21 protein-coding genes are annotated in these 22550 nt (G+C 39.9%); 17 read left to right on the top strand and 4 right to left on the bottom strand.

All coding sequences use genetic code 11. From position 1 onward, the window contains the following. Positions 1-46 precede the first annotated feature (46 nt). Positions 47-3241: a SusC/RagA family TonB-linked outer membrane protein gene (locus RIC88_RS06475; protein WP_350216697.1), complete on the bottom strand. Its 3195-nt coding sequence runs from the start codon at positions 3239-3241 to the stop codon at positions 47-49. A 151-nt stretch (positions 3242-3392) separates the two neighbouring features. Continuing rightward, on the bottom strand, positions 3393-6068 hold the full coding sequence (locus RIC88_RS06470) for a putative LPS assembly protein LptD (RefSeq protein ID WP_350216695.1): 2676 nt from the start codon (positions 6066-6068) through the stop codon (positions 3393-3395). Positions 6069-6303: 235 nt separating this feature from the next. On the opposite strand from RIC88_RS06470, the gene RIC88_RS06465 reads away from it, so the two are divergent. The 7 genes from RIC88_RS06465 (at position 6304) to RIC88_RS06435 (ending at position 14245) form a co-directional block, all read left to right on the top strand. Next, positions 6304-7104 carry an N-acetylmuramoyl-L-alanine amidase family protein gene (locus RIC88_RS06465; RefSeq protein WP_350216694.1) on the top strand — a complete coding sequence of 267 codons (801 nt, stop codon included), beginning with the start codon at positions 6304-6306 and terminating at the stop codon, positions 7102-7104. 12 nt (positions 7105-7116) lie between these two features. Continuing rightward, positions 7117-8034, top strand: coding sequence for an MlaD family protein (locus RIC88_RS06460; protein WP_350216693.1), 918 nt, complete (start codon positions 7117-7119; stop codon positions 8032-8034). Positions 8035-8044: 10 nt separating this feature from the next. Further along, a complete protein-coding gene (locus RIC88_RS06455) occupies positions 8045-9673 on the top strand; it encodes an acyl-CoA carboxylase subunit beta (RefSeq protein ID WP_350216692.1) in 1629 nt (542 codons plus the stop codon). A gap of 12 nt (positions 9674-9685) precedes the next feature. Further along, positions 9686-10537 carry a transglutaminase-like domain-containing protein gene (locus RIC88_RS06450; protein ID WP_350216691.1) on the top strand — a complete coding sequence of 284 codons (852 nt, stop codon included), beginning with the start codon at positions 9686-9688 and terminating at the stop codon, positions 10535-10537. Then, positions 10534-11214 carry a DNA alkylation repair protein gene (locus RIC88_RS06445; RefSeq protein ID WP_350216690.1) on the top strand — a complete coding sequence of 227 codons (681 nt, stop codon included), beginning with the start codon at positions 10534-10536 and terminating at the stop codon, positions 11212-11214. Before RIC88_RS06450 ends, RIC88_RS06445 begins: the two co-directional genes overlap by 4 nt. A 95-nt stretch (positions 11215-11309) precedes the next feature. Then, positions 11310-11648, top strand: coding sequence for a PadR family transcriptional regulator (locus RIC88_RS06440; protein WP_350216689.1), 339 nt, complete (start codon positions 11310-11312; stop codon positions 11646-11648). Beyond that, complete coding sequence (locus RIC88_RS06435) at positions 11645-14245, top strand: ABC transporter permease (RefSeq protein ID WP_350216688.1); 2601 nt, start codon at positions 11645-11647, stop codon at positions 14243-14245. Before RIC88_RS06440 ends, RIC88_RS06435 begins: the two co-directional genes overlap by 4 nt. Position 14246: 1 nt before the next feature. On the opposite strand, the gene RIC88_RS06430 is transcribed toward RIC88_RS06435, so the two are convergent. Continuing rightward, positions 14247-14852, bottom strand: coding sequence for a 4'-phosphopantetheinyl transferase family protein (locus tag RIC88_RS06430; protein ID WP_350216687.1), 606 nt, complete (start codon positions 14850-14852; stop codon positions 14247-14249). Between the two features lie 28 nt (positions 14853-14880). Here RIC88_RS06430 and RIC88_RS06425 point away from each other — a divergent pair, with 28 nt between their 5' ends. Genes RIC88_RS06425 through RIC88_RS06410 form a run of 4 tightly spaced genes read left to right on the top strand, consistent with a single transcriptional unit; the run spans position 14881 to position 17768 of the window. Further along, complete coding sequence (locus RIC88_RS06425) at positions 14881-15786, top strand: WD40 repeat domain-containing protein (protein WP_350216685.1); 906 nt, start codon at positions 14881-14883, stop codon at positions 15784-15786. Further along, positions 15783-16742: a DivIVA domain-containing protein gene (locus RIC88_RS06420; protein ID WP_350216684.1), complete on the top strand. Its 960-nt coding sequence runs from the start codon at positions 15783-15785 to the stop codon at positions 16740-16742. Before RIC88_RS06425 ends, RIC88_RS06420 begins: the two co-directional genes overlap by 4 nt. A 4-nt stretch (positions 16743-16746) precedes the next feature. After that, on the top strand, positions 16747-17097 hold the full coding sequence (gene folB, locus RIC88_RS06415) for a dihydroneopterin aldolase (protein ID WP_350216683.1): 351 nt from the start codon (positions 16747-16749) through the stop codon (positions 17095-17097). Between the two features lie 44 nt (positions 17098-17141). Then, the gene (locus RIC88_RS06410; RefSeq protein WP_350216682.1) at positions 17142-17768 is read left to right on the top strand and encodes a hypothetical protein; all 627 of its coding nucleotides are present in this window, start codon (positions 17142-17144) and stop codon (positions 17766-17768) included. 67 nt (positions 17769-17835) lie between these two features. On the opposite strand, the gene RIC88_RS06405 is transcribed toward RIC88_RS06410, so the two are convergent. After that, positions 17836-18117, bottom strand: a complete 282-nt coding sequence (locus RIC88_RS06405; RefSeq protein WP_350216681.1) for a HesB/IscA family protein — start codon at positions 18115-18117, stop codon at positions 17836-17838. 83 nt (positions 18118-18200) lie between these two features. Here RIC88_RS06405 and RIC88_RS06400 point away from each other — a divergent pair, with 83 nt between their 5' ends. The 6 genes from RIC88_RS06400 (at position 18201) to RIC88_RS06375 (ending at position 22518) form a co-directional block, all read left to right on the top strand. Then, positions 18201-18716 (top strand): DUF7935 family protein, encoded by a 516-nt coding sequence (locus RIC88_RS06400; protein WP_350216680.1) that lies wholly within the window; start codon positions 18201-18203, stop codon positions 18714-18716. Positions 18717-18719: 3 nt separating this feature from the next. Further along, positions 18720-19115: a YkvA family protein gene (locus tag RIC88_RS06395; protein ID WP_350216679.1), complete on the top strand. Its 396-nt coding sequence runs from the start codon at positions 18720-18722 to the stop codon at positions 19113-19115. Positions 19116-19148: 33 nt separating this feature from the next. Next, positions 19149-19820, top strand: coding sequence for an NAD(P)H-binding protein (locus tag RIC88_RS06390; RefSeq protein WP_350216678.1), 672 nt, complete (start codon positions 19149-19151; stop codon positions 19818-19820). Next, positions 19817-20269 (top strand): D-aminoacyl-tRNA deacylase, encoded by a 453-nt coding sequence (gene dtd / locus RIC88_RS06385; RefSeq protein WP_350216677.1) that lies wholly within the window; start codon positions 19817-19819, stop codon positions 20267-20269. Before RIC88_RS06390 ends, dtd begins: the two co-directional genes overlap by 4 nt. A 118-nt stretch (positions 20270-20387) precedes the next feature. Continuing rightward, positions 20388-22175, top strand: a complete 1788-nt coding sequence (gene lepA, locus RIC88_RS06380) for a translation elongation factor 4 (RefSeq protein ID WP_350216676.1) — start codon at positions 20388-20390, stop codon at positions 22173-22175. A gap of 16 nt (positions 22176-22191) precedes the next feature. After that, positions 22192-22518 carry a four helix bundle protein gene (locus RIC88_RS06375; protein WP_350216675.1) on the top strand — a complete coding sequence of 109 codons (327 nt, stop codon included), beginning with the start codon at positions 22192-22194 and terminating at the stop codon, positions 22516-22518. Positions 22519-22550 lie beyond the last annotated feature (32 nt).

Here is a 22550-nt window from a genome sequence, read left to right as displayed (position 1 = left end):
TATATTTTAAATTCTGACAAACAACTAAAAGTTGTTTACTTAAACTTTATTTCAACCTTGTTGTAAGCCCAAAACTCACTGCTCTCACAACAGAGTACTCATTCAAGCCATTGCCTGTTAAGCTAAGTCTTGGATCGAACCCTTGTCTTTTAGACCAAAGTGCTACGTTGTTTGCTGTTACAAATAGTCTGGTATTTGTAAGTGAAGCTTTATTTGCTATTGCTTCTGGCATGGTATAACCAAGTGTAACGTTCTGCAAACTCAGGTAATCTGAACTTACTAGCCAGTAATCAGAGAAATTGTCCTGATCATCATCAAATACATCTAATCTAGGAATAGAGGCTGAAGTGTTTTCTGGAGTCCAGGAGTTGAAAACATCTTTGTGATAGTTTTGACCTATGTCACCGGCAGAACCCATCAATCCTTGATAAAGTCCATCATAACCATATCCACCCATTTGATAAGCAAATGAAACATTCAAATCAAATCCTTTGTAGGTAGCAGTTAATCCAAATCCTCCATTGATATCAGGAATGGCAGTTTTGCCGATATAGTATTCGGTTGCATCATTCCAAACATTGGTTGTTTCGATTTCCCCAGTGGGATCTCCTGTTACAGGATCAGTAATGTCTACATACCACAATGCATCTCCGTTAGTTTCATCCACTCCTGCATATCTGCGCATGAAATACTCGTACCTAGATCTCCCCACTTCCCATCTGAATCGAGTAGCATTCGGATCATCTATAGCTTCATCTGGAAGTTCTGTTAACTCATTCTTCCACATTGATCCATTGAAATCTAGGGTTACTGTCAAATCAGTGGTTCTGATGACATCAGCTCTGATCGAGAAATCAAATCCTTTATTTTCCATAGATCCGATATTCTGAGGTATAGATGGTCTACCTTCTGATATAGGTAGTGGATTATCAAATATCATTTCATCCACTTTTCTAATCCAGTAGTCAAATCCAAAGGACACTCTATTGTCCATCATATCCAATTCAAAACCAGCGTTGATGTTGGTGTTTGTTTCCCATTGTAGGTCTGGGTTTCCAAGAGTATAAAACTGGATTCCCGGTGACCCGCTTACATTAACAACTTGATTCTGATTTAAGTACGGGAAGTAGTTTCTGTTATCAGCATCTCCTACGATTGTTCTATTAAATGGATAGAGTACTGCGTCATTACCATTTTGTCCCATACTCGCTTTTAGTTTCAGGTTATTAATGAGATCAATACCTGAAAGAAATGACTCCTCACTAATTATCCATCCTACGCCAGCACCATAAAATGTACCCCATCGGTTATCCGGATGAAATACAGATGATCCATCTCTTCTAATATTCGCATTTACAAAATACCTGTTTCTATACGAGTAATTTGCACTAGCAAAATATCCTTCTACTGCATAGTTCTTCTCAAAACCTCTAAGAGCCTGAAAATTGGCAGAATTATCTAACACAGGTAGCGTACCAATGGCAACCTCAGTTCTTTGAGCACTTGTATAAGTAAACTTGTAGTCAGAGGTTTCGTGACCTAGAAGTACTTTTATTGTATGCTCATTGAAGTCCTTATCCCAGGTTAACAACTGCTGGCTACTTAAAGTAGCTGTATTGTTTCTTCCTTGAGTCAATCGTCCGTTTGCATTTTTTGCATCCCCACCAATTGGAGTGGCAAACGTTGTAAACTCTCCAGAAACAATATCACCAGACCCTCTTAATTCAAGCTGGAAATCATTTAGGAATCTGCCTCTTGCATAAAACCTTGAAGTGATATTATGAGTAATAAAATTGTCAACATCAGCTAGTCCAGTAGCTACTGGGTTATTAAAAGCACCATAAGGTCTGGTTCCATAGTAACCATTGTCAGCTTCACCAAAATCGTAGATTCTATTTCCATTCGCATCAAAAACAAGCTCTTTTGTTGTCTGATCATGGGCATAGATTGGATATATAGGAGCTACATTTCTAACCCAGCTAAAGGTGTTGCTATAAGTGTTTGAACCAACTGTAGCTAGCGGCGCATCCTGATCAGTGTAAGCATAATTAAATGCTCCTCCGAAATCCAGCCAATCAGTAGCATTATAGTCAACAGACAGTCTGGAACTAATTCTGGAAAATCCAGAATTTATAGCATACCCTTCATCATCCAGATAGCCTAAAGAGAAATAGGTTGATGAATTATCTCCTGAAGATCTAATCCCAAGGTGATACTCTTGTCGAGCACTTCTATTAAATAATTCATTTTCCCAGTTGTCAAGTGTCATTACCTGATTTAATCCGGAAGCTAATCTTCCTGTTGAAGGATCAATGATAGCATTATCCGGTGCACCGTATATATTGTACCCAAGCGGAGCGTCTCCACCTGTGATTAAACCTGAGGCAGCAGCAGCACTTGCTGTCGCATTATCCTCCCCCAGAAGATTCATTCTACCAATACGGACTCTATCAAACCACATTTCATAGTATTGACCCGGATCAGTAATGATATCGTATTCTTTTACAGCTCTATCATTTACCCCGTACTTAGCATTGAATGTTACTTCAAGGCCTTTATTACCACCTTTTTTGGTTGTAATGATTATAACTCCATTTGCACCCCTACTTCCGTATAATGCATTTGCAGAAGCATCCTTCAAGAAGGATATTGACTCAATGTCTTGAGCGGCCAGGGAGTTAATATTGCCATAGAAGGGCACACCATCAACTACATACAGTGGCGCACTAGATGAACCAATTGAGCCAATTCCTCTGAATCTTACCGTAGGTGAAGCACCTGGCTGACCATTATCATTGATGATTTGAACACCTGCGACCCGACCAACCAATCCTTGAATTGCATCCCCGGATTGTACGTTGTTTAGGTCTTTTTCTCCGATTACATCAACGGAACCTGTAATCGATTGCCTGGTTTGTTCACCATAAGCAACTACGACAACTTCCTGCAATTCAGTCGCACCACCCATTGTGACATCTATCACTGATCGGGTGCCTGTATTAATCTCCTGGGCCTCAAATCCAACAAATGAGAAAACAAGAACACTGCCATCATTAACCTGAAGACGATAGTTCCCGTCAATATCTGTTGTAGTCCCAGTAGTGGTGCCTTTTAACACCACATTCACTCCGGGTAAACCCTCACCTAAATCGTCGGTGACTTTACCGGATACCGTTCTTTGGGCATGGACTTGCGTCAATGCCAAAAGACACACAATCAATGAAAAGAAAAACTTTTTCATAAGCATGATTTGTTTGTTAAAAAATGATTTAAACCTGTAAGAGTAGCTCTGAAAAAGTCTTTTTAATTGTAAAAAAGAAGCCCCTAAATCTTAAGGGATTTAGGGGCTCAGCTTGTTTTTAAAGCTATTTTACAATTTTTAATTCATTCCTTTAATTAAAAAAATCGAAGAAACTTCTTCGTTTTTCAAACTTGAGGTCTTGAAGCACAGAAGACTTTACCCGAATGGATAAAAAATAGGACTGGAACCTTCCAAATGGCACCCAATCAAAGTTCATTGTCCAACAATGCAGGTCGCGAGAAACTCCAACTCGGGTGGTGGTAAAATCCTTGGCTTCAAAGTCATAACCGGAATTAAAGGTAATTTGTGTTTTGTCGGTTAAACCCAGATTTCCGCTAAACTGAAAGCTTTGCGTTATTGTAGCATCTTCAAAACCCCTTTTATTTCTATTAATGGAATATTGCATTCTGAGCGACCATGGAACATTAAAATCAACATACATTTCAGGATTGTTCTGGATGTGTTCTATCTGTTGTCTTTCATGATCGGAGTAGCCGTCAAAACCTACCTCCTCGTCAGGGGGTAAAACGCCATTATTTTGACCCATAGGATCTTGGGTATTTGCAGATGTATTATTGTTTCTAGAACCCCCCGGAGATAAGTTGAAGCTAATCGCTGTTGTCATATTGGATAACCTGCCAAGCCCATTGCCATTGTTCCAGGTATATCGATCAAGTCTTCTTTGTCTTACTATTCTCTTACCACTTACACTTGTAGTCTCTGAGATGAGAAGGTACTCGTATGGATCTAGTGTTCCCGTGAAGTTGAGGGATATTTTTCCATCAAAAAAGCTTGTCCGTGCGTTCACGCCAATGTTACTTAGCTTAAAGGAGTCTGCTGCCAGATTATACCCTGTACTTAAACCAAGGTTATCGAAAAGCTTGATTTTTTTAAACCCGTTGACCGTATCTTTTTTGCTTGCCACCTTCATTTCGATATTATTGGAAAGTGAGAAACCTAACGTCTTGCTTTCTCCACCTCTGGGGGAGCCGTATGCAAATCCTTGGTATCGGCTTACTCTTTCAGTATTGCCCAATGAGTCAACCTGAACATCTGAATAGACGCCATATTTGGTATCGGAGAAATCAGGGCTGTAACTGAAGGACACACTAGGGGTCATGACATGCCGGATCGCCTGTACTTTACTGCCTTTGAAGAAAGCTGTCCCGTAAACTCGTGTGTTTAACGAAGCGCCAGTAGACCAACTTCCAGCCCTGCTAAATCCGTTAACGGTATCAACACGTACACCATTTTCCTCCGGTACATATTCGTATTGCAATTCTTTGGTGTACCAAAGATCTTCATAATTGAATGTAGGGTTCAAGGTGAAATACTTTAGGACATTCATTGAAGTGGATATAGGGATAGTGTGTTTACCCCCAAGCTTGGACCGGTTAAATATTTCTCCAAAGTTGCTTTGGTTAAATGTGATGACAGAGTCCGATCGTGAATCCTTATTAATAATTTCAAAACCGAATGGCTCCCTTACCTGATCATTTGAGAGTTCATTTTTGGCAGCAAAGTTGTGGCTAAAGCTTAGCTTGCTCAACGGGGATTTGCTCGATTTCACCACATTTTTTAATGGATAAATACGATTCATATTTACTGTCAAATCGGGAAGGGTAAGATTCACAATTCCAGTACTTAGGTTTTGGCTATGTCTCAGGTTTGAAGACATCTGAAAAGGAGTCCCTGCAAAAGTTTTTCGGTAGCTTATACTGGAGGCCAGTTGGGAGTTTATACTTCTATTGAAATCCTGAACAACCAGGTTATTGTTTTCAGTGTAGCTTCTCGTTGCAGCATTTACCGAAGCAGAAAAAGATGAATTTCCCCTCGACTCAGGGCTATGATTCCATTGGATACTGTAGTCATTTGTTTCTAAAGGGTTTTCCAAATCATCAGAGACAGATTTGATGTAGGAAAAATTGAATGTACCTCTGAAAGCGTATCGTTTGTAGTAATTAGATACTGCCTGAACCCCATTGCCACCCTTTGAATAAATATCCCCGGTCAATCTTAAATCCACGTAATCGCTGATGGCGAAATAATAGCCTCCATTCCGAAGAAAAAACCCTCTTCTACGTTCTTCGCCATAGGTAGGTACGATAATCCCGGATGATTTTTCTTTTGGCTGGGGGAACATTCCGAACGGAAAAAAAAGTGGAGTTGGCACATCCCTAAATCGCATATTAAAAGGACCAGAGACTACCTTATTATTTGGGATAACCTTGAGGCGAGTGGATTTTATTGAAAAGTGGGGGTCTTCCAGGTTACAGGTTGTGTATTCAGCTCCTCTTATAAAAAGCTCATCATCCTCGTTTTTCTTCACATCCTCCCCATGCATAAACCCACCCTGTTGCTCGGTTACAACTCCCTTAATGAGGGCTCTCTCTGATTTAAAGTTATAGATGATGTCATCTGTAACATATGAATCAGGTCCATCTGTGAAAACCGGCTTACCGATTTTTTTACCTGTTGAATCGGTTATGTATTTTGCTTTCAGTGTTCTTTTATCCCAATTCACATCGGTTCTTTCCGCATCGAGGGAAATACTACCGTAATCAATATGGGTTTCACCATATAGAAAAAGCTCGCGGCTTTTAATATTAAAGAAAAGAGAGTCCCTCGCATTGTAATTAATTGTGGTTTCAATGTCGCTTCGTTTAGCCTCAATGCCACCATTGGTTTGTACTGCGCTATCAACTATTGCAGTGTCGATTTCAATCAATTGCTCTGGTGGATCTGACTGAAGGGAATCTGTTGTCAAAGAGTCTTTTTCCTGCGTGAATCCGCTGAAAGTCGAAATAAAACATAAAAGTATAATGAGACACCTCAATCCAACTCGCTTTTTTGAAAATGAACTATGACCAAACTATCTTTGAGATGTTTAATTATTGGCATTATTGGCAGATTTTTTGCGATAAGTCGCTTTTGAAAATTGCTGCGATTGCCAGTTTTTCTAACTTTTGCGTAAAAGTATTTCATTTTAGACAATAAAGGGCGTGAGAAACCTAGTAGTACCCATCGGTTTAACCATATTTTTAATCTTAGCTTCATTTCACCCGATTGGAAAGAAGAATTTTGCAGTTACAAAGATTGTCATTGATCCGGGACATGGAGGAAAGGACCCGGGAACTTTGGGGTCTTACACCAAAGAAAAAGATGTCGCCTTGCAGGTGGCGCTCAAAGTAGGTGAATATGTAAACCAGCATGTGCCGGATGTTAAAGTGATTTTCACACGGAAGGATGACAATTTCATTGACCTGAAGAAGCGGTCTCAAATAGCAAATGACCATGATGCTGACTTATTTGTCTCGATCCATGCAAACTCCTTACCAAAATCAACACCTATTTCAAGGAAGCAATCAATAAAAGGTTCGGAAGTGTATGTAATGGGAGTCCAAAATACGGAAAGGGCATTGGAAGTTGCGAAAAGAGAAAACTCTGTGATTTTGTTGGAAGAAGATTATCAGAAGAACTACGACTTTGATCCACAATCAGAAGAATCATATATACTGTTTAATTTGACACAATCAGCTTATCAGGATAACAGCCTTCTTCTAGCCAGCTTAATAGATGACCAATTAAAAAATCGTGCTGGCCGACGTAGCTATGGGGTAAAGCAGTCAAGCTTATACGTTATGTGGAGCACAGCTATGCCCAGTGTGTTAGTGGAAATTGGCTACCTTTCCAATCCGGACGAAGAAAAGGAATTAAACAACCCGGAAGTGCAGTCCTATATTGCATCTGGCATTTACCGAGCCATCAAAGAATATAAGGATGCATTTGATGCCCAGAATTAAAATTTAAAGGAAGTGTCAAAAGAATTTAAGATTGGTTTAATCACAATTATTGCCGGAGCTCTACTCTATTATGGATTCAATTTTTTGAGAGGCTCAGATTTGTTTTCACCCTCTAATAGATATTACGCTACCTATACCAATGTTTCAGGCTTGAACGTATCCAACCCCGTTTATTTCAATGGTCTTCCTGTGGGACGGGTAAGTGGATTTAAGTTGGTTCAGGCAAAAGGTTACATCGTGGTTTCAATTGATATTGATGAAACTTTAGAGATGGGAAGAGACGCATCGGCGACCCTGGCAAATGATGGACTTTTTGGTGGGAAAGCAATTGTTTTAAATGTAGGGGAGTCTGCGGAAAAGGCACAGCCTGGGGATACAATTGCTTCAGAAATGGATGGAGATATGCTTTCCCAGTTTGAGCCTGTGGCAGACAACTTGAATTCTACTATTACTAAACTAAATGAGTTACTTGATGAGCTCAATAGGACAGATATAAAAGGAACAGTTGACACTTTGAAATATGCTATTGGCACAATTACACACAAGGTGAATAACCTGGAAATAGAGCGGGTAATAAAAACAACTGATTCTCTCTTAGTAAGTGTGAGACAAAGAAGCAAGCAGCTTGAGGGCTTGATTACCAGCTCCAAAATGCTGGTGGATTCATTGAATCAGGTGCCGCTCTCTGAGACGCTGGTAAAAGTAAATGAGTCATTAGATCATGTAAACAAATTATTACTTGCGGTTCAATCTGAAGAGGGAACTGTAGGAAAGCTTCTCAACAACGACTCAGTATACAACAACTTGAACAAACTATTGGTTGATCTGGACGAGTTAGTGATCCATTTCAATAATTATCCAAAAGACTTTATGGGGCCACTTGGCCGAAAGAACAAAAAACTAAAAGGTATTCCGCAGGAAGGTAAGTAGCGAAAAATTCATGGACATTCAATTCAACAAAAATGAAGATGCCAACAAGCAGTTGGTGTACAAGCTAAACGAACGCTTAAAAAAGGTAAAATTAGGCGGAGGAGAAAAGAAAATCGAATCGCACCATAAAAAAGGGAAGCTAACAGCTAGAGAGCGAATTGAATATTTAATTGATGATCCAAAAGATTTTCTAGAGATAGGTGCTTTTGCCGCTGATGGCATGTACAAAGAGGTAGGAGGCTGCCCATCTGCAGGGGTTGTTACCGGAATTGGCTATGTCTCAGGAAGACAGTGCATGATTGTGGCAAATGATGCCACAGTGAAGGCAGGGGCATGGTTCCCAATGACAGCCAAGAAGAATTTGCGCGCTCAAGAAATCTCGATCGAGAACAATCTTCCCATTATTTATTTGGTTGACAGTGCCGGAGTATTTCTTCCAATGCAAGACGAAATTTTCCCAGACAAGGAGCATTTTGGACGTCAGTTCAGAAACAATGCGGTCATGTCTTCAAAAGGTATTATTCAGATTGCTGCAATTATGGGAAGTTGTGTGGCAGGAGGGGCGTATTTGCCAATCATGGCAGATGAAGCTTTGATTGTAGATGGTACAGGCTCTGTTTTTCTAGCGGGAAGTTATTTAGTGAAATCAGCTGTTGGTGAGGATATTGACAATGAAACACTTGGAGGGGCAACTACCCATTGTGAAATTTCAGGGGTGACAGACAATAAGTTCAAGGATGACAAAGCTGCACTAGACGCAATTAAAAAAATATTTGATAAAGTAGGTGATCCAGTAAAAGCTGGATTCAACCGATCTAAACCTAAGCCACCGAAGAAAAAACTGGAAGATATCTATGGTGAATTTCCAGATAATCGCGGCGTGCAATATGACATGACTGAGGTAATCAAATGTATTTTGGATGACTCGGACTTTGATCAATACAAGGAGCTTTATGGTAAATCAATTGTCTGTGGATATGGCAGGGTTGATGGATGGAGTGTAGGAATTGTAGCAAACCAGCGCAAAGTGGTAAAAACCAAGAAAGGAGAGATGCAGATGGGTGGCGTGATCTACTCGGACTCTGCAGATAAGGCTGCCAGATTCATCATGAACTGTAACCAGCGAAAGATTCCTTTAGTTTTCCTTCACGATGTAAATGGTTTCATGGTTGGGTCACGATCTGAGCATGGCGGTATCATTAAAGATGGAGCTAAGATGGTGAATGCTGTGTCAAACTCCGTTGTACCAAAATTCAGTATAGTGATGGGCAGTTCTTATGGTGCCGGTAACTATGCTATGTGTGGCAAAGCCTATGACCCACGATTAATCTATGCATGGCCTACTGCCGAAATAGCCGTAATGAGTGGAGGATCTGCAGCAAAAACATTGCTTCAAATTGAAATAGCTTCAGCAAAAGCAAAGGGAAAGGTTTTAACCGATGAAGAAAAAGATGCACAATTGAAGAAGATTGAAGACTCTTATCGGGAAAAGCTAAGTCCATACTATGCGGCATCCAGGCTTTGGGTAGATGGAATCATAGATCCAAAAGAAACCAGAAATGTCATTTCAAAAGGAATAGAAATGGCAAATCATTCGCCAATAGAAGAGCGAATGAATGTAGGTGTCATTCAAACTTGATAACTTTATTTAGTGCTGAAAGAATCTGAAATAAAAGCATTAGTTGTTCTTCTGGATGATGAGGATCACGAAGTGGTTTCTCATGTTGAAGACAAGATTATGTCCATTGGCACCAGTGTCATTCCACTTCTTGAGCAGGAATGGGAAAGTACATTCAATCCCATTATTCAAAGTAAAATAGAAGACTTAGTTCATGAACTGCAGTTTGAGCTATTAAAAGAGCGTTTTCTGGAGTGGAAAGACCATGGTGGGGAAAATCTTTTGGAAGGTCTTTGGATAGTAGCGACTTACCTGTATCCAGACCTAGAGATGGATGAATTGAGTAAGGAGCTAGATCAACTTTATCATGAATTGTGGCGACACCTGGAGGATGACATGACTCCTCCTGATAGAATCCGGGTTTTCAATGAGGTTTTTTTTAATAAGTTCAAGTTCAGAGCTAATACCAAGAACTTTCACTCACCGGCAAATTCCATGATCAATGCAGTGTTAGAAACAAAAAAAGGAAATCCAATCTCCTTATGCGCGGTTTATCTAATGTTGGCGCAGAAAATGAACTTACCAATTTATGGTGTGAATCTTCCTAATCTGTTCATTCTGACCTACCAAATAGGGGAAGAGTCGTTTTATATCAATGTTTTTAATCGCGGACTCATTTTTACCCGCGATGATATTGACAATTACCTTGAAAGCCTTCAGCTTGAAAAGCAAGATATCTTTTATGACCCTTGTTCTAACCTTGATATTGTATTGAGGGCACTACGCAACTTAATTGTTTCCTTTGAAAAACTAGGAGATTACCACAAAGCGGATGAAATCAAGATGATACTTCAGAAAATGGACGATCAGTATTTTTCATTGTGAAATCATTAGAGGAAATTTTAGCCGACCTTCATAGCATGGCGAATCCGGAGTACATCACACAGATGGAATATTTCGGAATCAAAGGAGGACAAGCTTTAGGAATTAAAAATACTGTCCTGAAACCATATGCAAAGAAAATAGGTCGCAATCAAGAACTGGCTAACGAACTTTGGCAGCAAACTTTACACGAATGCAAGCATTTGGCAATCCTGCTTGCTGAACCTAAACTTTTCACTGAAGAAATTGCTGAAAAGTGGACTCGGGACTGCTATTCCTGGGATCTGGTAGATGGTATTGGAATGAAAATAATACCCCAGGCAGACTATGCTTTCAGGAAAGTTGAAGATTGGAGTACCCGGGAAGCTGAGTATGAAAAGCGGATGGCGTTTGCCACGATGGTTGGACTTTCACTCAAAGGAGCCAAGCAATCTGATGAAAAGATCAGTTCATTTTTTAAAATCATTGAACGTGAAGCGTGGGATGAGAGAAACTTTGTTAAAAAAGCGGTCAATTGGGCACTTAGACAAATTGGAAAACGAAATTCGTCACTCAATAAGGAAGCCATTCGAGTGGCGGAGCGCATCAAAGCCCAAAGCACCAAAGCTGCACGATGGATTGCAGCTGATGCACTTAGAGAATTAAAAAGCGAGAAAGTCCAGGAACGACTACACAAATAATCAAGCGAAAATTTGCTAGTTACAAAACCATTTTATTAAAGCTACGTTTAGGACTTAAATATTTTGATTACTTTTAGGATTTAAATTAAAATTCTATGGGAAAACATTCAATAGGGGAATTTGAGGAGGTCGTAATGCTTACTGTAGCTGTTCTGTATAAAGATGCTTACGGTATATCAATAAAAGAGGAAATAGAGAATAGGCTGGAAAGAAAGGTTAGCGTTGGCGCTATGCGTACCGCTTTGAATAGGCTGGAAAAAAAAGGATATCTCGATTCTGAATTTGGAGAAGCGACTGCTGTGAGAGGAGGAAAGCGTAAGCGCTATTTCAAAGTAACTCCATTGGGTAAAAGAGTTTTGGAACAAGTAATGGAAACAAGAAAGCAGCTGTGGGATTCAATTCCTTCGGTAGCTTTTGATTTCAAATTTGCATGAGCGGGTCTTCTGAAATATCGCCACCCAAATTGCCTACTCGACTTCTGAGGTGGTTTTGCAATCCAAAACTTATAGAAGATGTGGAGGGTGATCTTTCAGAGTTATACGCAGAAAGAGTTGCTAAAAGTATACCAAAAGCAAAACTAAAATACCTGCTGGATGTCCTTCTGCTATTTCGCCCGGGGATCATCAAAAACTTCGAACTCAAAAACGGACTAATACATACTGCTATGATCAAAAATTATTTGAAAATCGCGCTGCGAAATGCACTTCGCTACAAAGGATTTACCATGCTCAACCTTCTTGGACTGGTGGTTGGTCTAGTCTCTTGCCTGATTTTACTATGGGTAAATGATGAAGTACAGATGGATAAATTCCATGCAAATGGTGATAAAATACATCAGGTATTCAGAAATATGAGACAATCAGGAGGGATGACCAACACCACCTGGACCATTCCCAAACCTGCAGCAGATTTAATGCGAGAGGAATACCCCGAGGTTGATCAGGTTATTCAGGTTAGCTGGCCTATTGAAATGCGCATGGAACAAGGCGATGATTATTCCAATGAATCCGGATTCTTTGTGACACCTAATTTTTTAACTGCACTTTCATTTGAATTGCTCACAGGTAATAAAGAATCAGCGCTTGCTGATTTGAGTTCAATTATGATTTCCCGATCGGTTGCAGAGAAATATTTCGGTTCTACGTGGAAAGATGATGTTTTGGGCAAATCACTAAGAATTGATGGAGAACGAGATGCTACGATTACGGGTGTATTTGAAAATGTTGGTACAAATTCAACCCTTCAGTTTGATTGGTTGTTGCCAGCAGAATACTTCTTTGGTCGAAACGAATGGGTCGATGACTGGGGAAATGGAAGCTTTAGAGTTTATTTCACACTAAGATCCGAAAATGACCTTAAAGCTGTTCAGGATAGGATTTATGATGAAATTATCACGCATGCGGCAGGGCAGGCAAACTCTGGAGAAGAGTACCTTATCACGCATAAGTTTCAGGATTATTACCTCTACTCAAATTTTGAAAATGGAGTGATCTCAGGTGGTCGGATAAGTTATGTGAGGATTTTGAGCATAGTAGCAATCTTCATTCTAATAATTGCCTGTATCAACTTTATGAATCTAGCAACTGCACGATCGGGTCGCCGATCCAAGGAAATTGGTCTTAGAAAGGTAATGGGTGCACACAAGTCATCCATTAGTTTACAGTTTTTCATTGAGTCTATTTTACTTTCGTTGATTTCAATGCTACTATCAATTCTGTTTGTATGGCTTCTTTTACCTAACTTCAATCAGCTTGTAGACAAACAGCTATTTATTGATTTCTCATTGCCAAATACCTGGTATTTCTTGATTGGTATTACCCTCATTGTAGGTGTTTTATCTGGATTATATCCAGCAATCCTTCTGCCGACTTTTAATATCATCAACTCTCTTAAAGGTGCCGTCAAGCAAACAAGTGGAGCAGCTTACTTTCGAAAAGGATTGGTTGTATTCCAATTCGCTATTTCTACCCTCTTGATCATCGGCATGAGCGTGATTTACTCTCAGTTGGAATATGTTTTAAACAAAGATTTAGGGTTGGATAAAGATAATCTGGTCGCTGTAAGCTTCGGTGAGGATTTTGGGGACAGACTGGAAACTTTTAGAACAGAGCTAAGTAAAATTCCTGATGTAAAGGGAGTTACTGTCGCTTCGGGCAATCCTATTTCGTATGGACGATCAACCAGCTCAGCAAGGTGGGAAGGAATGAGTGAAGGAGGGTATGAAATCAATGTATTACTTACAGACGAAAAATTCATCGAGGTGATGGGAATGGAGATCAAAGAAGGGCGGGATTTTGATGAGCAGCTGACAGATTCTACCAATTTCATCATTAATGAAGTAATGGCGGAAATGATGGGGGGAGAGGATGTGATCAATAAGAAACTTTCTTTTTGGAATATCAATGGAAAAGTGGTTGGTGTGGTAAAAAATTTCCACATGCAAAACCTGCATGAACCGATCGCTCCGCTTATCATCACTTGTATTCATCCTGCTGGAGAAAACATTGCAATGGTCAAGTTTCAGGGAAATCCAAACGAGACACTAGAGTCTATTGAAGCTGTTAATACAAACCTGAATCCAGGTTCAGATTTTGATTATTTGTTTATTGATGAGGCATACGCTGAAAGTTATGATAATGAAATGACCGTCAGTTCTCTGGCTAAAATATTCGCTGGAATCTCTATCTTAATTTCCTGCCTGGGTTTATTTGGACTTTCTGCATTCACAGCGGAGCAGCGGTCAAAAGAAATTGGTGTACGTAAAGTACATGGGGCAAGCGTGAGACACCTAGTACTTTTGTTATCAAAGGACTATTCCATTCTAATGATTTTTGCATTTATTCTAGCCATTCCTTTTGGCTACTATTATGCGCAGCAGTGGTTGGATGGATTCGAATTCAGGACTTCAATAAGCCCTGTAATATTTGTTATGGCAGGTCTGATCACATTTATAATTGGCGCCTTGACGGTGAGTTTTAAATCCTATCAGGCTGCAAGGGTAAATCCAGTCAAGACTTTAAAGGACGAATAAATCATGTGCCAAAGGCAAGGAGATACTCCTTGACCCACTCATAGTGAATTTTATGGGTGTCTTCATGCCCTTTTTTGAGAATTTCACCTTTAATGATCTCGTCTGATTCGAATGTGACTTTTATTTCGTCCTTCAGGCTGAGAAACTTACGACCGAATATTTTATAGATGACTTCCTTCGCACACCAGATGGTACAAAGCTTTTTCAGGTCGTCTTTGTACTGCATTTCTGATTCATGAAGGTATTTCATTTTCACGTACTCATGCTTATCTCTCGGTCGTTCCATGTCTATTCCACATGGCTTGTCTAGGTGGATCATGGCTGCAGCTATAGGAAAGGAGTGTGAAATAGAAATATGAGCTCCATTTCCAAGCAAGTAAGGCTTGCCTTTTTCATGTTTACCAATGCCTTCATAGGGGATGCTGAATTTTTCACAAAGGGACTTGACCAATATTCGCCCAATAATCCACTCTGCTTGTCTTACAGGAGCCAATTCAGCAGGAAAAGGTTCTGGGGATAGGTATGGAAGCTCAAGAAAAGTCTCCTGAATGTTCCAAACAGCATAGGCAGACCGATCATCAATCTGCTTGTTTAGTAGCAAAGGCATAGGCAATTGTAATACTTTTGTGTCCCAAATGGGTACAATCAGCGCAAAAAAACTACATACTTTCCTGGGTCACAATGACAGCATCTATACCCTCCAGGAGCTCGATGATCATCGCTTCATTTCTGCTGGTGGAGATGGTATGGTGGTGCTTTGGGATCTTAAATTACCTGATGAAGGGGAAGTTATTGTAAAAGTAACGGGCTCGGTTTATGCCTTGACGTACGATAACGATTTAGGATATTTATATGTAGGCCAAAATAACGATGGGATTCACAAAATCGATCTGAAAGCTAAAAAAGAGGTTGGTTCCATCCACCTAGGGGGATACCAGTTGTTTGATCTTAAAATAGTGAATGAGCAAATCTGGGCTGGACTTTCAAACGGGGAGGTGATTGTGCTTAATAAGAATCTTGAAATTGTGCGACGTATAAAATATGCTAATGACCGCATTCGTTCGTTCAATCAGTTTAATGATAAGGTCGCCATTGCCGCAAGTGACAACCTGACACGAATTGTGGATGTGGAGAGCATGGAAGTGAATTATTCGTTGAAAGGTCATGCCAATTCAGTATTTTCATCCAAATATCATCCTTCCGGCAAGTATTTAGTTTCTGTGGGAAGGGATGCGTATGTGAAAGTCTGGGACACACGGGTTGATTATACCCTTCGTGAGTCCATTGCAGCACATCTTTATACGGTTAATGATATCATTTTCCGTCCGGATGGCAGGTATTTTGTAACCGGCAGCATGGATAAATCGATAAAATTATGGGATGCGCATAATTTTAGATTGCTGAAAGTACTGGATAAACACAGGCACGCCGGGCATGGAAATAGCGTTAATAAGCTGCTATGGATGAATTATCGAGACTTGTTAGTAACTTGTAGCGATGATCGTTCGATCTCCGTTTGGGAAATTAAATTTGCAGAATGAAGATAACACCGCTGGAAATTCGTCAAAAGGACTTTGAGAAAAAGCTAAGAGGGTACGATAAAGATGAAGTCAACGCATTTCTCCAGTCATTATCCAACGAATGGGAACGGATGCTGGAGGAAAATAAGGAGTTATCCTTAAAGCTGAAGCAAGCCGAAAAAGAAGTTTCAAAGCTTCGTGAAGTAGAAAGCTCCCTTTACAAAACACTTAAAACTGCTGAAGACACAGGTGCCAATGTAATTGAGCAAGCAAACAAGGCTGCAGAGCTTCACATGAAGGAGACCAAAATGAATGCAGAAGGTTTACTTAGTGAGTCAAAAAATAAAGCCCGTGCGATGATCGAGCAGGCAGAAATGGAAGCTCGTCAGATTATAGAAGAGCTCCAGGATGCGGTAAAAAGTATAGAACAGAATCATCGAGATATTGAGAATCATCGTCAAAACGCCCTTCAAGAACTTAAGAACCTTTCGGTTACCCTAATTGAAAAGGTTGAGCGAAATACCGGTGAAAGCAAAGAATTTAAATTTGACGATTACGTCAAGCGTGTAAAGAAGCTTGCTCGTGATAGTGAAGAGCGCATTAAAGCAGAACGGACGGAGGTTCAGGCCGAGACAAAAAAACTGGAAACACCTCCTGTCGAAGTGCCAAAAGCAGAAATCCCTAAGTCAGAAGTTCTGGAATCGGATGAAAAGCCAAATGCAGAGCCACCTAAAACCGAGGAGCTGAAGGAGCGAATCATCAAGCAGGAAGAAAAGGTTGAAGAAGAAAGGCCAGAACCAGTAGCAAAAAAAGTAGAACCTGAAATTCGCAAACCTGACCCTGAACCTCAGAAAAAAGAAGAGCCCAGGTCAGAGCAAAAATCTGAACGAAATGAGGAGGATGAGCCAAAAGAAGAGAAAAAGGGCCCCCGTGTTTCCAAGACGGTTTCATTCTTTGATGAACTAGATACAGACTAATCGTATGGGTAAGGTTTCGCTGGAGGGAATGGAGTTCTACGCTCGTCATGGCTACTATGAAGAAGAACGTGTCATCGGCAATAAATACAGTGTAGATGTAACACTTGATGTTGACTTTTCAGAAGCTGCCTCAGATGACAAACTGGAAGGCACTGTCAACTATGAAAAGGTTTATGAAATCGTCCGGAATGTAATGAGCATTGATGCCAACCTTCTAGAACATTTAGCCGGGAAAATGATCAAAGCACTAAAAGACAGTTTTTCGCAAATCAATCACGTCCAGGTTCGCATCAGTAAATACAATCCGCCTATTAAAGGGTTGTGTCATAAGGCTACTGTGGAGTTGGAGGGGTAACTATAATATTTTATTTTTTTTGATTAATTTTAAGATGAAACAAAATGCGAATCATCAAGAAATTCTCAAAATATCTAACAGTTATATTATTTGTTTTAATTAGCTGTAATCAAAATGAAAGTGCAGATATTGATTTATCGCAGCGCTTAGGCCCTGATTTTATTAAAATAGACACAGACAGTGGAGCAACCGTTTTTTCACCAGAAAAGGGACAGATAATATTAGACTTTAAGCATGAAAATGAGAGAAAATATTTTCGTTTTCAAACTGATGAAGTTTTCAATAAGGAATCATTAACTGAGGAATCACTTTATTATTTGGAAGGTACCCTAATTACCAAGATGGATAGTAAGGTTCTTATACTTACTATTGATAAAAATAAAATAATCAATATTATAGATGAATTTTCTGAGAATGAATATTTGCTAGTTGAGGGGTATGGTCTTGCTTATCATAAAAAACTTAAAAGCCCTCCGTCAGGACGCTTAACGTTTACTCTTGAAACAAATGATGATGATTGTGATGCTGGCGGTGTTGGGTCTAGTGGATGTAGTACCGATGATTGCTCTGTGGATTGTAGGGCTGGGTATTATTCTTGCTGTGAAGAAAACAATATGGTGAACGATAAATGTTATTGTAAGCAAGACAAGACTCTTGCAGGTCCTGGCTAGGTAATATTTTGACTATTTTTTACTTAAAAAAGGAATGGGTAAGTATTCCTTTTTTTGTGCTTTTTATCTAAACAAACACAAACCCCCTCGCATCCGCCTCATCGTAAAACTCTATTTTCTTGCCTACCAAAAACATCATTTCGCTTTTTCGTACTAGCAACTGCACACCATCGATAAAGTATTCATCATCGGTTTCTTTCTTTTTATCAAAGCCCAGCTTGAAACCTACGCCGCACCCCATTCCTTTGGTAGCAATGCGCAACCCATATCCTTCAGGAATACCTTTGTTCTTTAAAATATTCTTAACCTCTTCCAGCGCTCTGTCCGTTATTTCCACAGGTGGTTTCATCACTTTTCGATTTACTTATTGCCTCCGTGTAAAAGTATTATTTTTGACGTTTATCAAAACACTTAACAATCCAATCAATGGAAATGGTTTACGACCTTCTGAAAATTACAATTCCTGCGGGCCTGGTACTGTATCTTGCTTACTTGCTAGTTCGATCTTTCTTGCAAAAACAACTCGACGAAATTGCCTTCAGTGTAAGACAAAAAAATCAGGAGATTGTGGTGCCCATCAGGCTTCAAGCTTATGAACGAATTGTTTTACTTCTTGAGCGAATTACGCCTGCAAACCTGATATCCAGACTGAGCACTTCGGATTATTCAGCTAAGGAGTTTCAGCATATTCTGATCCATGAAATTAGGAATGAATTCAATCACAACCTTTCTCAGCAAGTTTATATGTCAGACAGTGCTTGGACATATGTCATCACAGCAGTAGAGCAAACAATTTCTGTAGTGAATTCTTCGGCAAATGCATTAGAAAAAAAAGCCACAGGATTTGACTTGTCCCGGGCGATTTTAGAGAATACAGCAGGTGAGGAGATGGACACACCAAAACAGGCTATTAAATATATAAAAGAGGAAATCCAGGATATTTTTTAATGTATGGATAAAACAAAAAAAATATGGGAAAAAGCTAAAAAAACTGCTTCAAGTAAGGAGCAGATGAAGTCAACGCTTACCAAAGCTGGAGATAAGCTAAAAAGGCTGGCAGCAAACTCTAATGAACTTCAGGAGTTGAAATCCAAATTAGAAATACTGATGAGAATGTTCCAATCTCATTTGGCTGGTGAATATCGGGCTTTTCCGTTTTCCACAATTTTACTGATTGTTTTCGCGCTGATTTACTTCATTACGCCTATAGACTTGATTCCTGATTTCATTCCCGCCCTGGGGTTTACTGATGATGCTTCAGTGGTTTTTTTGATTATTAAAAAGCTTAATCGAGATATTCAGAAGTTTCATCTATGGGAAGAGGAACAATGGGAACAAGCGGACTAATTTGTTTGTACTACTTGCTCAAAACATAAATGAATGTCAGCTAGAAAAGCAGTAATAATTGGAGCAACAGGTTTGGTGGGGAGGCAATTGGTGAGGTTAATTCTTAAGGATGACCGTTATGATTCTGTAGTGATTATCACAAGAAGCCCTTTCGAAATCCAGGATCCCAAATTAGTGGAAGTAAGGATTAAGAATTTTGACGACCTCCAAAAACATTCATCTAAAATGAATGGACATGACTTCTTTTGTGCTTTGGGCACCACACGGCAAAAAGCAGGCTCCAAAGCAGCCTTTCTAAGGGTGGACGTTGAATATCCGATAGCATTCGCAAAAATTGCTAGCCAGCAAAAAGACTTTCAACAATTTTTAGCAGTCACCTCTATCGGGGCAAATAGCTCATCTCCATTATTTTATAACAAAGCAAAAGGCCAGCTGGAAGATGAGCTTCAAAAAATGAAGTTAAAATCCTTAAAAATTTTCCAGCCCTCCCTGCTGATTGGGGATAGAAATGAGTTCAGGTTCCTGGAAGAGCTAGCAAAGGTAATTAGTGGAATTGCCACTTTTTTTGTGATTGGCTCAAAAAAGAGAGTTGGTGCCATCAGGGATGTGGAAGTTGCTAAAGCAATGGTAGAGACGGCTTTAAAAAATCAGGAAGGTTTTGAGCGAATAAAACCTGGGAAAATGATAGATATAGCCTATTCATGAGGGTTGTTTTACAGCGTGTATTGTCAGCATCTGTCACTATTGAAAAGCAGGTAAAGTCGTCAATAGACAATGGGGTTATGATATTATTGGGTATAGAAGAAGCAGATAGTCAAGACGATATCGAGTGGCTATGTCGAAAAATCGCCAACATGAGAATTTTCCCCGATGAAGAAGGAGTAATGAATAGAAGTCTTTTGGACGTTGAAGGAGAAGCATTGGTAGTTAGCCAATTCACACTGCATGCAAGTACCAAAAAAGGTAATCGTCCTTCATATATACAGGCCGCCAAACCTGATATAGCAATTCCTCTTTATGAGGCATTTGTTGCAGAAATGCAGACCCATTTAGATAGTGAGATTAAAACAGGTGAATTTGGGGCGGATATGCAGGTTTCTTTGGTTAATGATGGTCCTGTTACCATTCTGATCGACACTAAAAACAAGGAGTAATCTTTTTCGATCAAATTGTATTTCACCCTTTGAAGCGGGGTGGGGTCATGTTACCTTTGCGGCTAATTTTCAAAGGATTGCTGCTGAAACGACGCAATCTGATGGCTAGAACAACTATATGAAGAACACTCGAAACTTCTGCATCATTGCCCATATTGATCATGGTAAAAGTACCCTGGCTGATCGCTTGCTGGAGTTTACACACACTGTATCAGATCGTGATATGCAGGCGCAGTTGCTGGATAATATGGATCTGGAGCGCGAGCGCGGAATAACGATTAAAAGTCACGCCATCCAGATGGATTATGAATTGAATGGTGAGAAATACACGCTCAATTTAATTGACACTCCTGGTCACGTAGATTTTTCATATGAAGTCTCCCGCTCTATCGCGGCATGTGAAGGAGCTCTTTTGGTAGTAGATGCTGCCCAAGGCATTGAAGCGCAGACAATATCCAATCTTTACCTTGCCCTGGAGCATGATCTTGAAATCATTCCGGTACTGAATAAAATAGACCTTCCGGGAGCTATGCCTGAGGAAGTCTCTGATCAGATCATTGATTTGATTGGCTGTGATAAAGAATCCATCATTCACGCCAGTGCGAAAGAAGGTATTGGTATTACGGACATTCTTGAAGCAATTGTAAGCCGGGTACCAGCCCCGATTGGCGATCCTGAGGAGCCACTACAGGCGATGATCTTCGATTCTGTTTTTAACCCCTACCGTGGGATTGAGGTTTTCTTCAGGGTTTTTAATGGTACGCTTAATAAAGGGGATAAAGTAAAATTTGTCAATACCGGAAAAACTTACGAAGCTGATGAAATTGGTGTACTCAGGCTTGAGCACGAGCCCAAAAAATCAATTTCAGCAGGTAATGTGGGATATCTGATTTCAGGTATAAAAGTGGCCAAAGAAGTGAAAGTGGGGGATACCATAACCCATGTGAACCGACCTACACAACGGCAGGTGAAAGGATTTGAAGACGTGAAGCCAATGGTTTTTGCAGGCATTTACCCGGTAGAAACCAGTGAATTTGAGGAGTTAAGGGCCTCAATGGAGAAGCTTCAACTGAATGATGCCTCCTTAATCTGGGAGCCTGAAACTTCAGCTGCATTAGGCTTTGGGTTTAGATGCGGATTCCTTGGGATGCTTCATATGGAAATCGTACAGGAGCGATTGGAACGCGAGTTTGACATGACCGTGATAACAACTGTACCTTCAGTTCGTTTCCATGCCATTGAAAATGACGGATCAATTATTAAAGTAAGTGCTCCTTCTGAGCTACCGGAACCCAATGTCATCAGTCATATTGAGGAGCCGTTCATACGTGCTCAAATCATCTCGAAATCTGAATTTATCGGGCCTATAATTGCACTTTGTATGGATAAGCGCGGTGAGATTAAAAATCAGGTTTATCTAACCTCAAGTCGGGTAGAATTAACTTTTGAAATTCCATTGGCAGAGATTGTATTTGATTTCTTTGATAAGCTAAAAACGATTTCCAGAGGATATGCTTCCCTTGATTATGAGCTAATCGGATACCGTCAATCCAATATGGTGAAACTAGACATCATGCTAAATGGGGACAAAGTGGATGCATTATCAGCTATTGTTCACAGAGACAAAGCATACGAATGGGGAAAGAGATTGTGTGAGAAATTAAAAGAATTGATCCCAAGACAGATGTTCGAAATTGCCGTTCAGGCAGCTATAGGAACGAAAATTATCGCCCGGGAATCAGTGAAGGCCATGCGGAAAAACGTATTGGCAAAATGCTACGGTGGAGATATTTCGCGTAAGAGAAAGTTGCTGGAAAAGCAGAAAAAAGGTAAGAAACGAATGCGCCAGGTAGGAAATGTGGAGATTCCGCAGGAAGCATTTATGGCTGTATTAAAGTTGGATTGAAGTTAGCAGTAGGAAGATGGAAGAGCAAGAGATTAAATTCAAATTTGAGAAATTGAGAATATGGAATGACTCAATGGATTTAGCAGAAGACATTTTTAAGTCAAGTTCACAATTTCCTAAAGAAGAAGTTTACAATCTTACTTCTCAAATAAGAAGAGCCTCAGATTCAATAGCATTGAATATATCTGAAGGTTCAATCTTACAATCCAACCCAGAATACAAGCGTTTTTTAGGATACTCAATACGTTCTATTGCAGAGGTAGTTACATGTTTACATAAAGCGAGGAGAAGAAAGTATATTAACGAGGAGTCCTTTGATCTTTTTTATAAAAAGATGTTTTGATTTAATGAATATGACTATTGCTTTCAGGAAAA

Source organism: Ekhidna sp. (assembly GCF_040220215.1).
Lineage (GTDB): Bacteria > Bacteroidota > Bacteroidia > Cytophagales > Cyclobacteriaceae > Ekhidna.
The sequence above is the reverse complement of the archived record's forward strand: the minus strand, read 5'-3'. Positions and strand labels throughout refer to the sequence as shown.

Bases quoted from the DNA above. Each gene is read 5' to 3' on its own strand.
- RIC88_RS06390 (WP_350216678.1), top strand. From the start codon at position 19,149: ATGTCAGCTAGAAAAGCAGTAATAATTGGAGCAACAGGTTTGGTGGGG.
- lepA (WP_350216676.1), top strand. From the start codon at position 20,388: ATGAAGAACACTCGAAACTTCTGCATCATTGCCCATATTGATCATGGT.
- RIC88_RS06410 (WP_350216682.1), top strand. From the start codon at position 17,142: ATGCGAATCATCAAGAAATTCTCAAAATATCTAACAGTTATATTATTT.
- dtd (WP_350216677.1), top strand. From the start codon at position 19,817: ATGAGGGTTGTTTTACAGCGTGTATTGTCAGCATCTGTCACTATTGAA.
- RIC88_RS06440 (WP_350216689.1), top strand. From the start codon at position 11,310: ATGGGAAAACATTCAATAGGGGAATTTGAGGAGGTCGTAATGCTTACT.
- RIC88_RS06395 (WP_350216679.1), top strand. From the start codon at position 18,720: ATGGATAAAACAAAAAAAATATGGGAAAAAGCTAAAAAAACTGCTTCA.
- RIC88_RS06375 (WP_350216675.1), top strand. From the start codon at position 22,192: ATGGAAGAGCAAGAGATTAAATTCAAATTTGAGAAATTGAGAATATGG.
- RIC88_RS06405 (WP_350216681.1), bottom strand. From the start codon at position 18,117: ATGAAACCACCTGTGGAAATAACGGACAGAGCGCTGGAAGAGGTTAAG.
- RIC88_RS06455 (WP_350216692.1), top strand. From the start codon at position 8,045: ATGGACATTCAATTCAACAAAAATGAAGATGCCAACAAGCAGTTGGTG.
- RIC88_RS06400 (WP_350216680.1), top strand. From the start codon at position 18,201: ATGGTTTACGACCTTCTGAAAATTACAATTCCTGCGGGCCTGGTACTG.
- RIC88_RS06475 (WP_350216697.1), bottom strand. From the start codon at position 3,241: ATGAAAAAGTTTTTCTTTTCATTGATTGTGTGTCTTTTGGCATTGACG.
- RIC88_RS06420 (WP_350216684.1), top strand. From the start codon at position 15,783: ATGAAGATAACACCGCTGGAAATTCGTCAAAAGGACTTTGAGAAAAAG.
- RIC88_RS06435 (WP_350216688.1), top strand. From the start codon at position 11,645: ATGAGCGGGTCTTCTGAAATATCGCCACCCAAATTGCCTACTCGACTT.
- RIC88_RS06425 (WP_350216685.1), top strand. From the start codon at position 14,881: ATGGGTACAATCAGCGCAAAAAAACTACATACTTTCCTGGGTCACAAT.
- folB (WP_350216683.1), top strand. From the start codon at position 16,747: ATGGGTAAGGTTTCGCTGGAGGGAATGGAGTTCTACGCTCGTCATGGC.
- RIC88_RS06430 (WP_350216687.1), bottom strand. From the start codon at position 14,852: ATGCCTTTGCTACTAAACAAGCAGATTGATGATCGGTCTGCCTATGCT.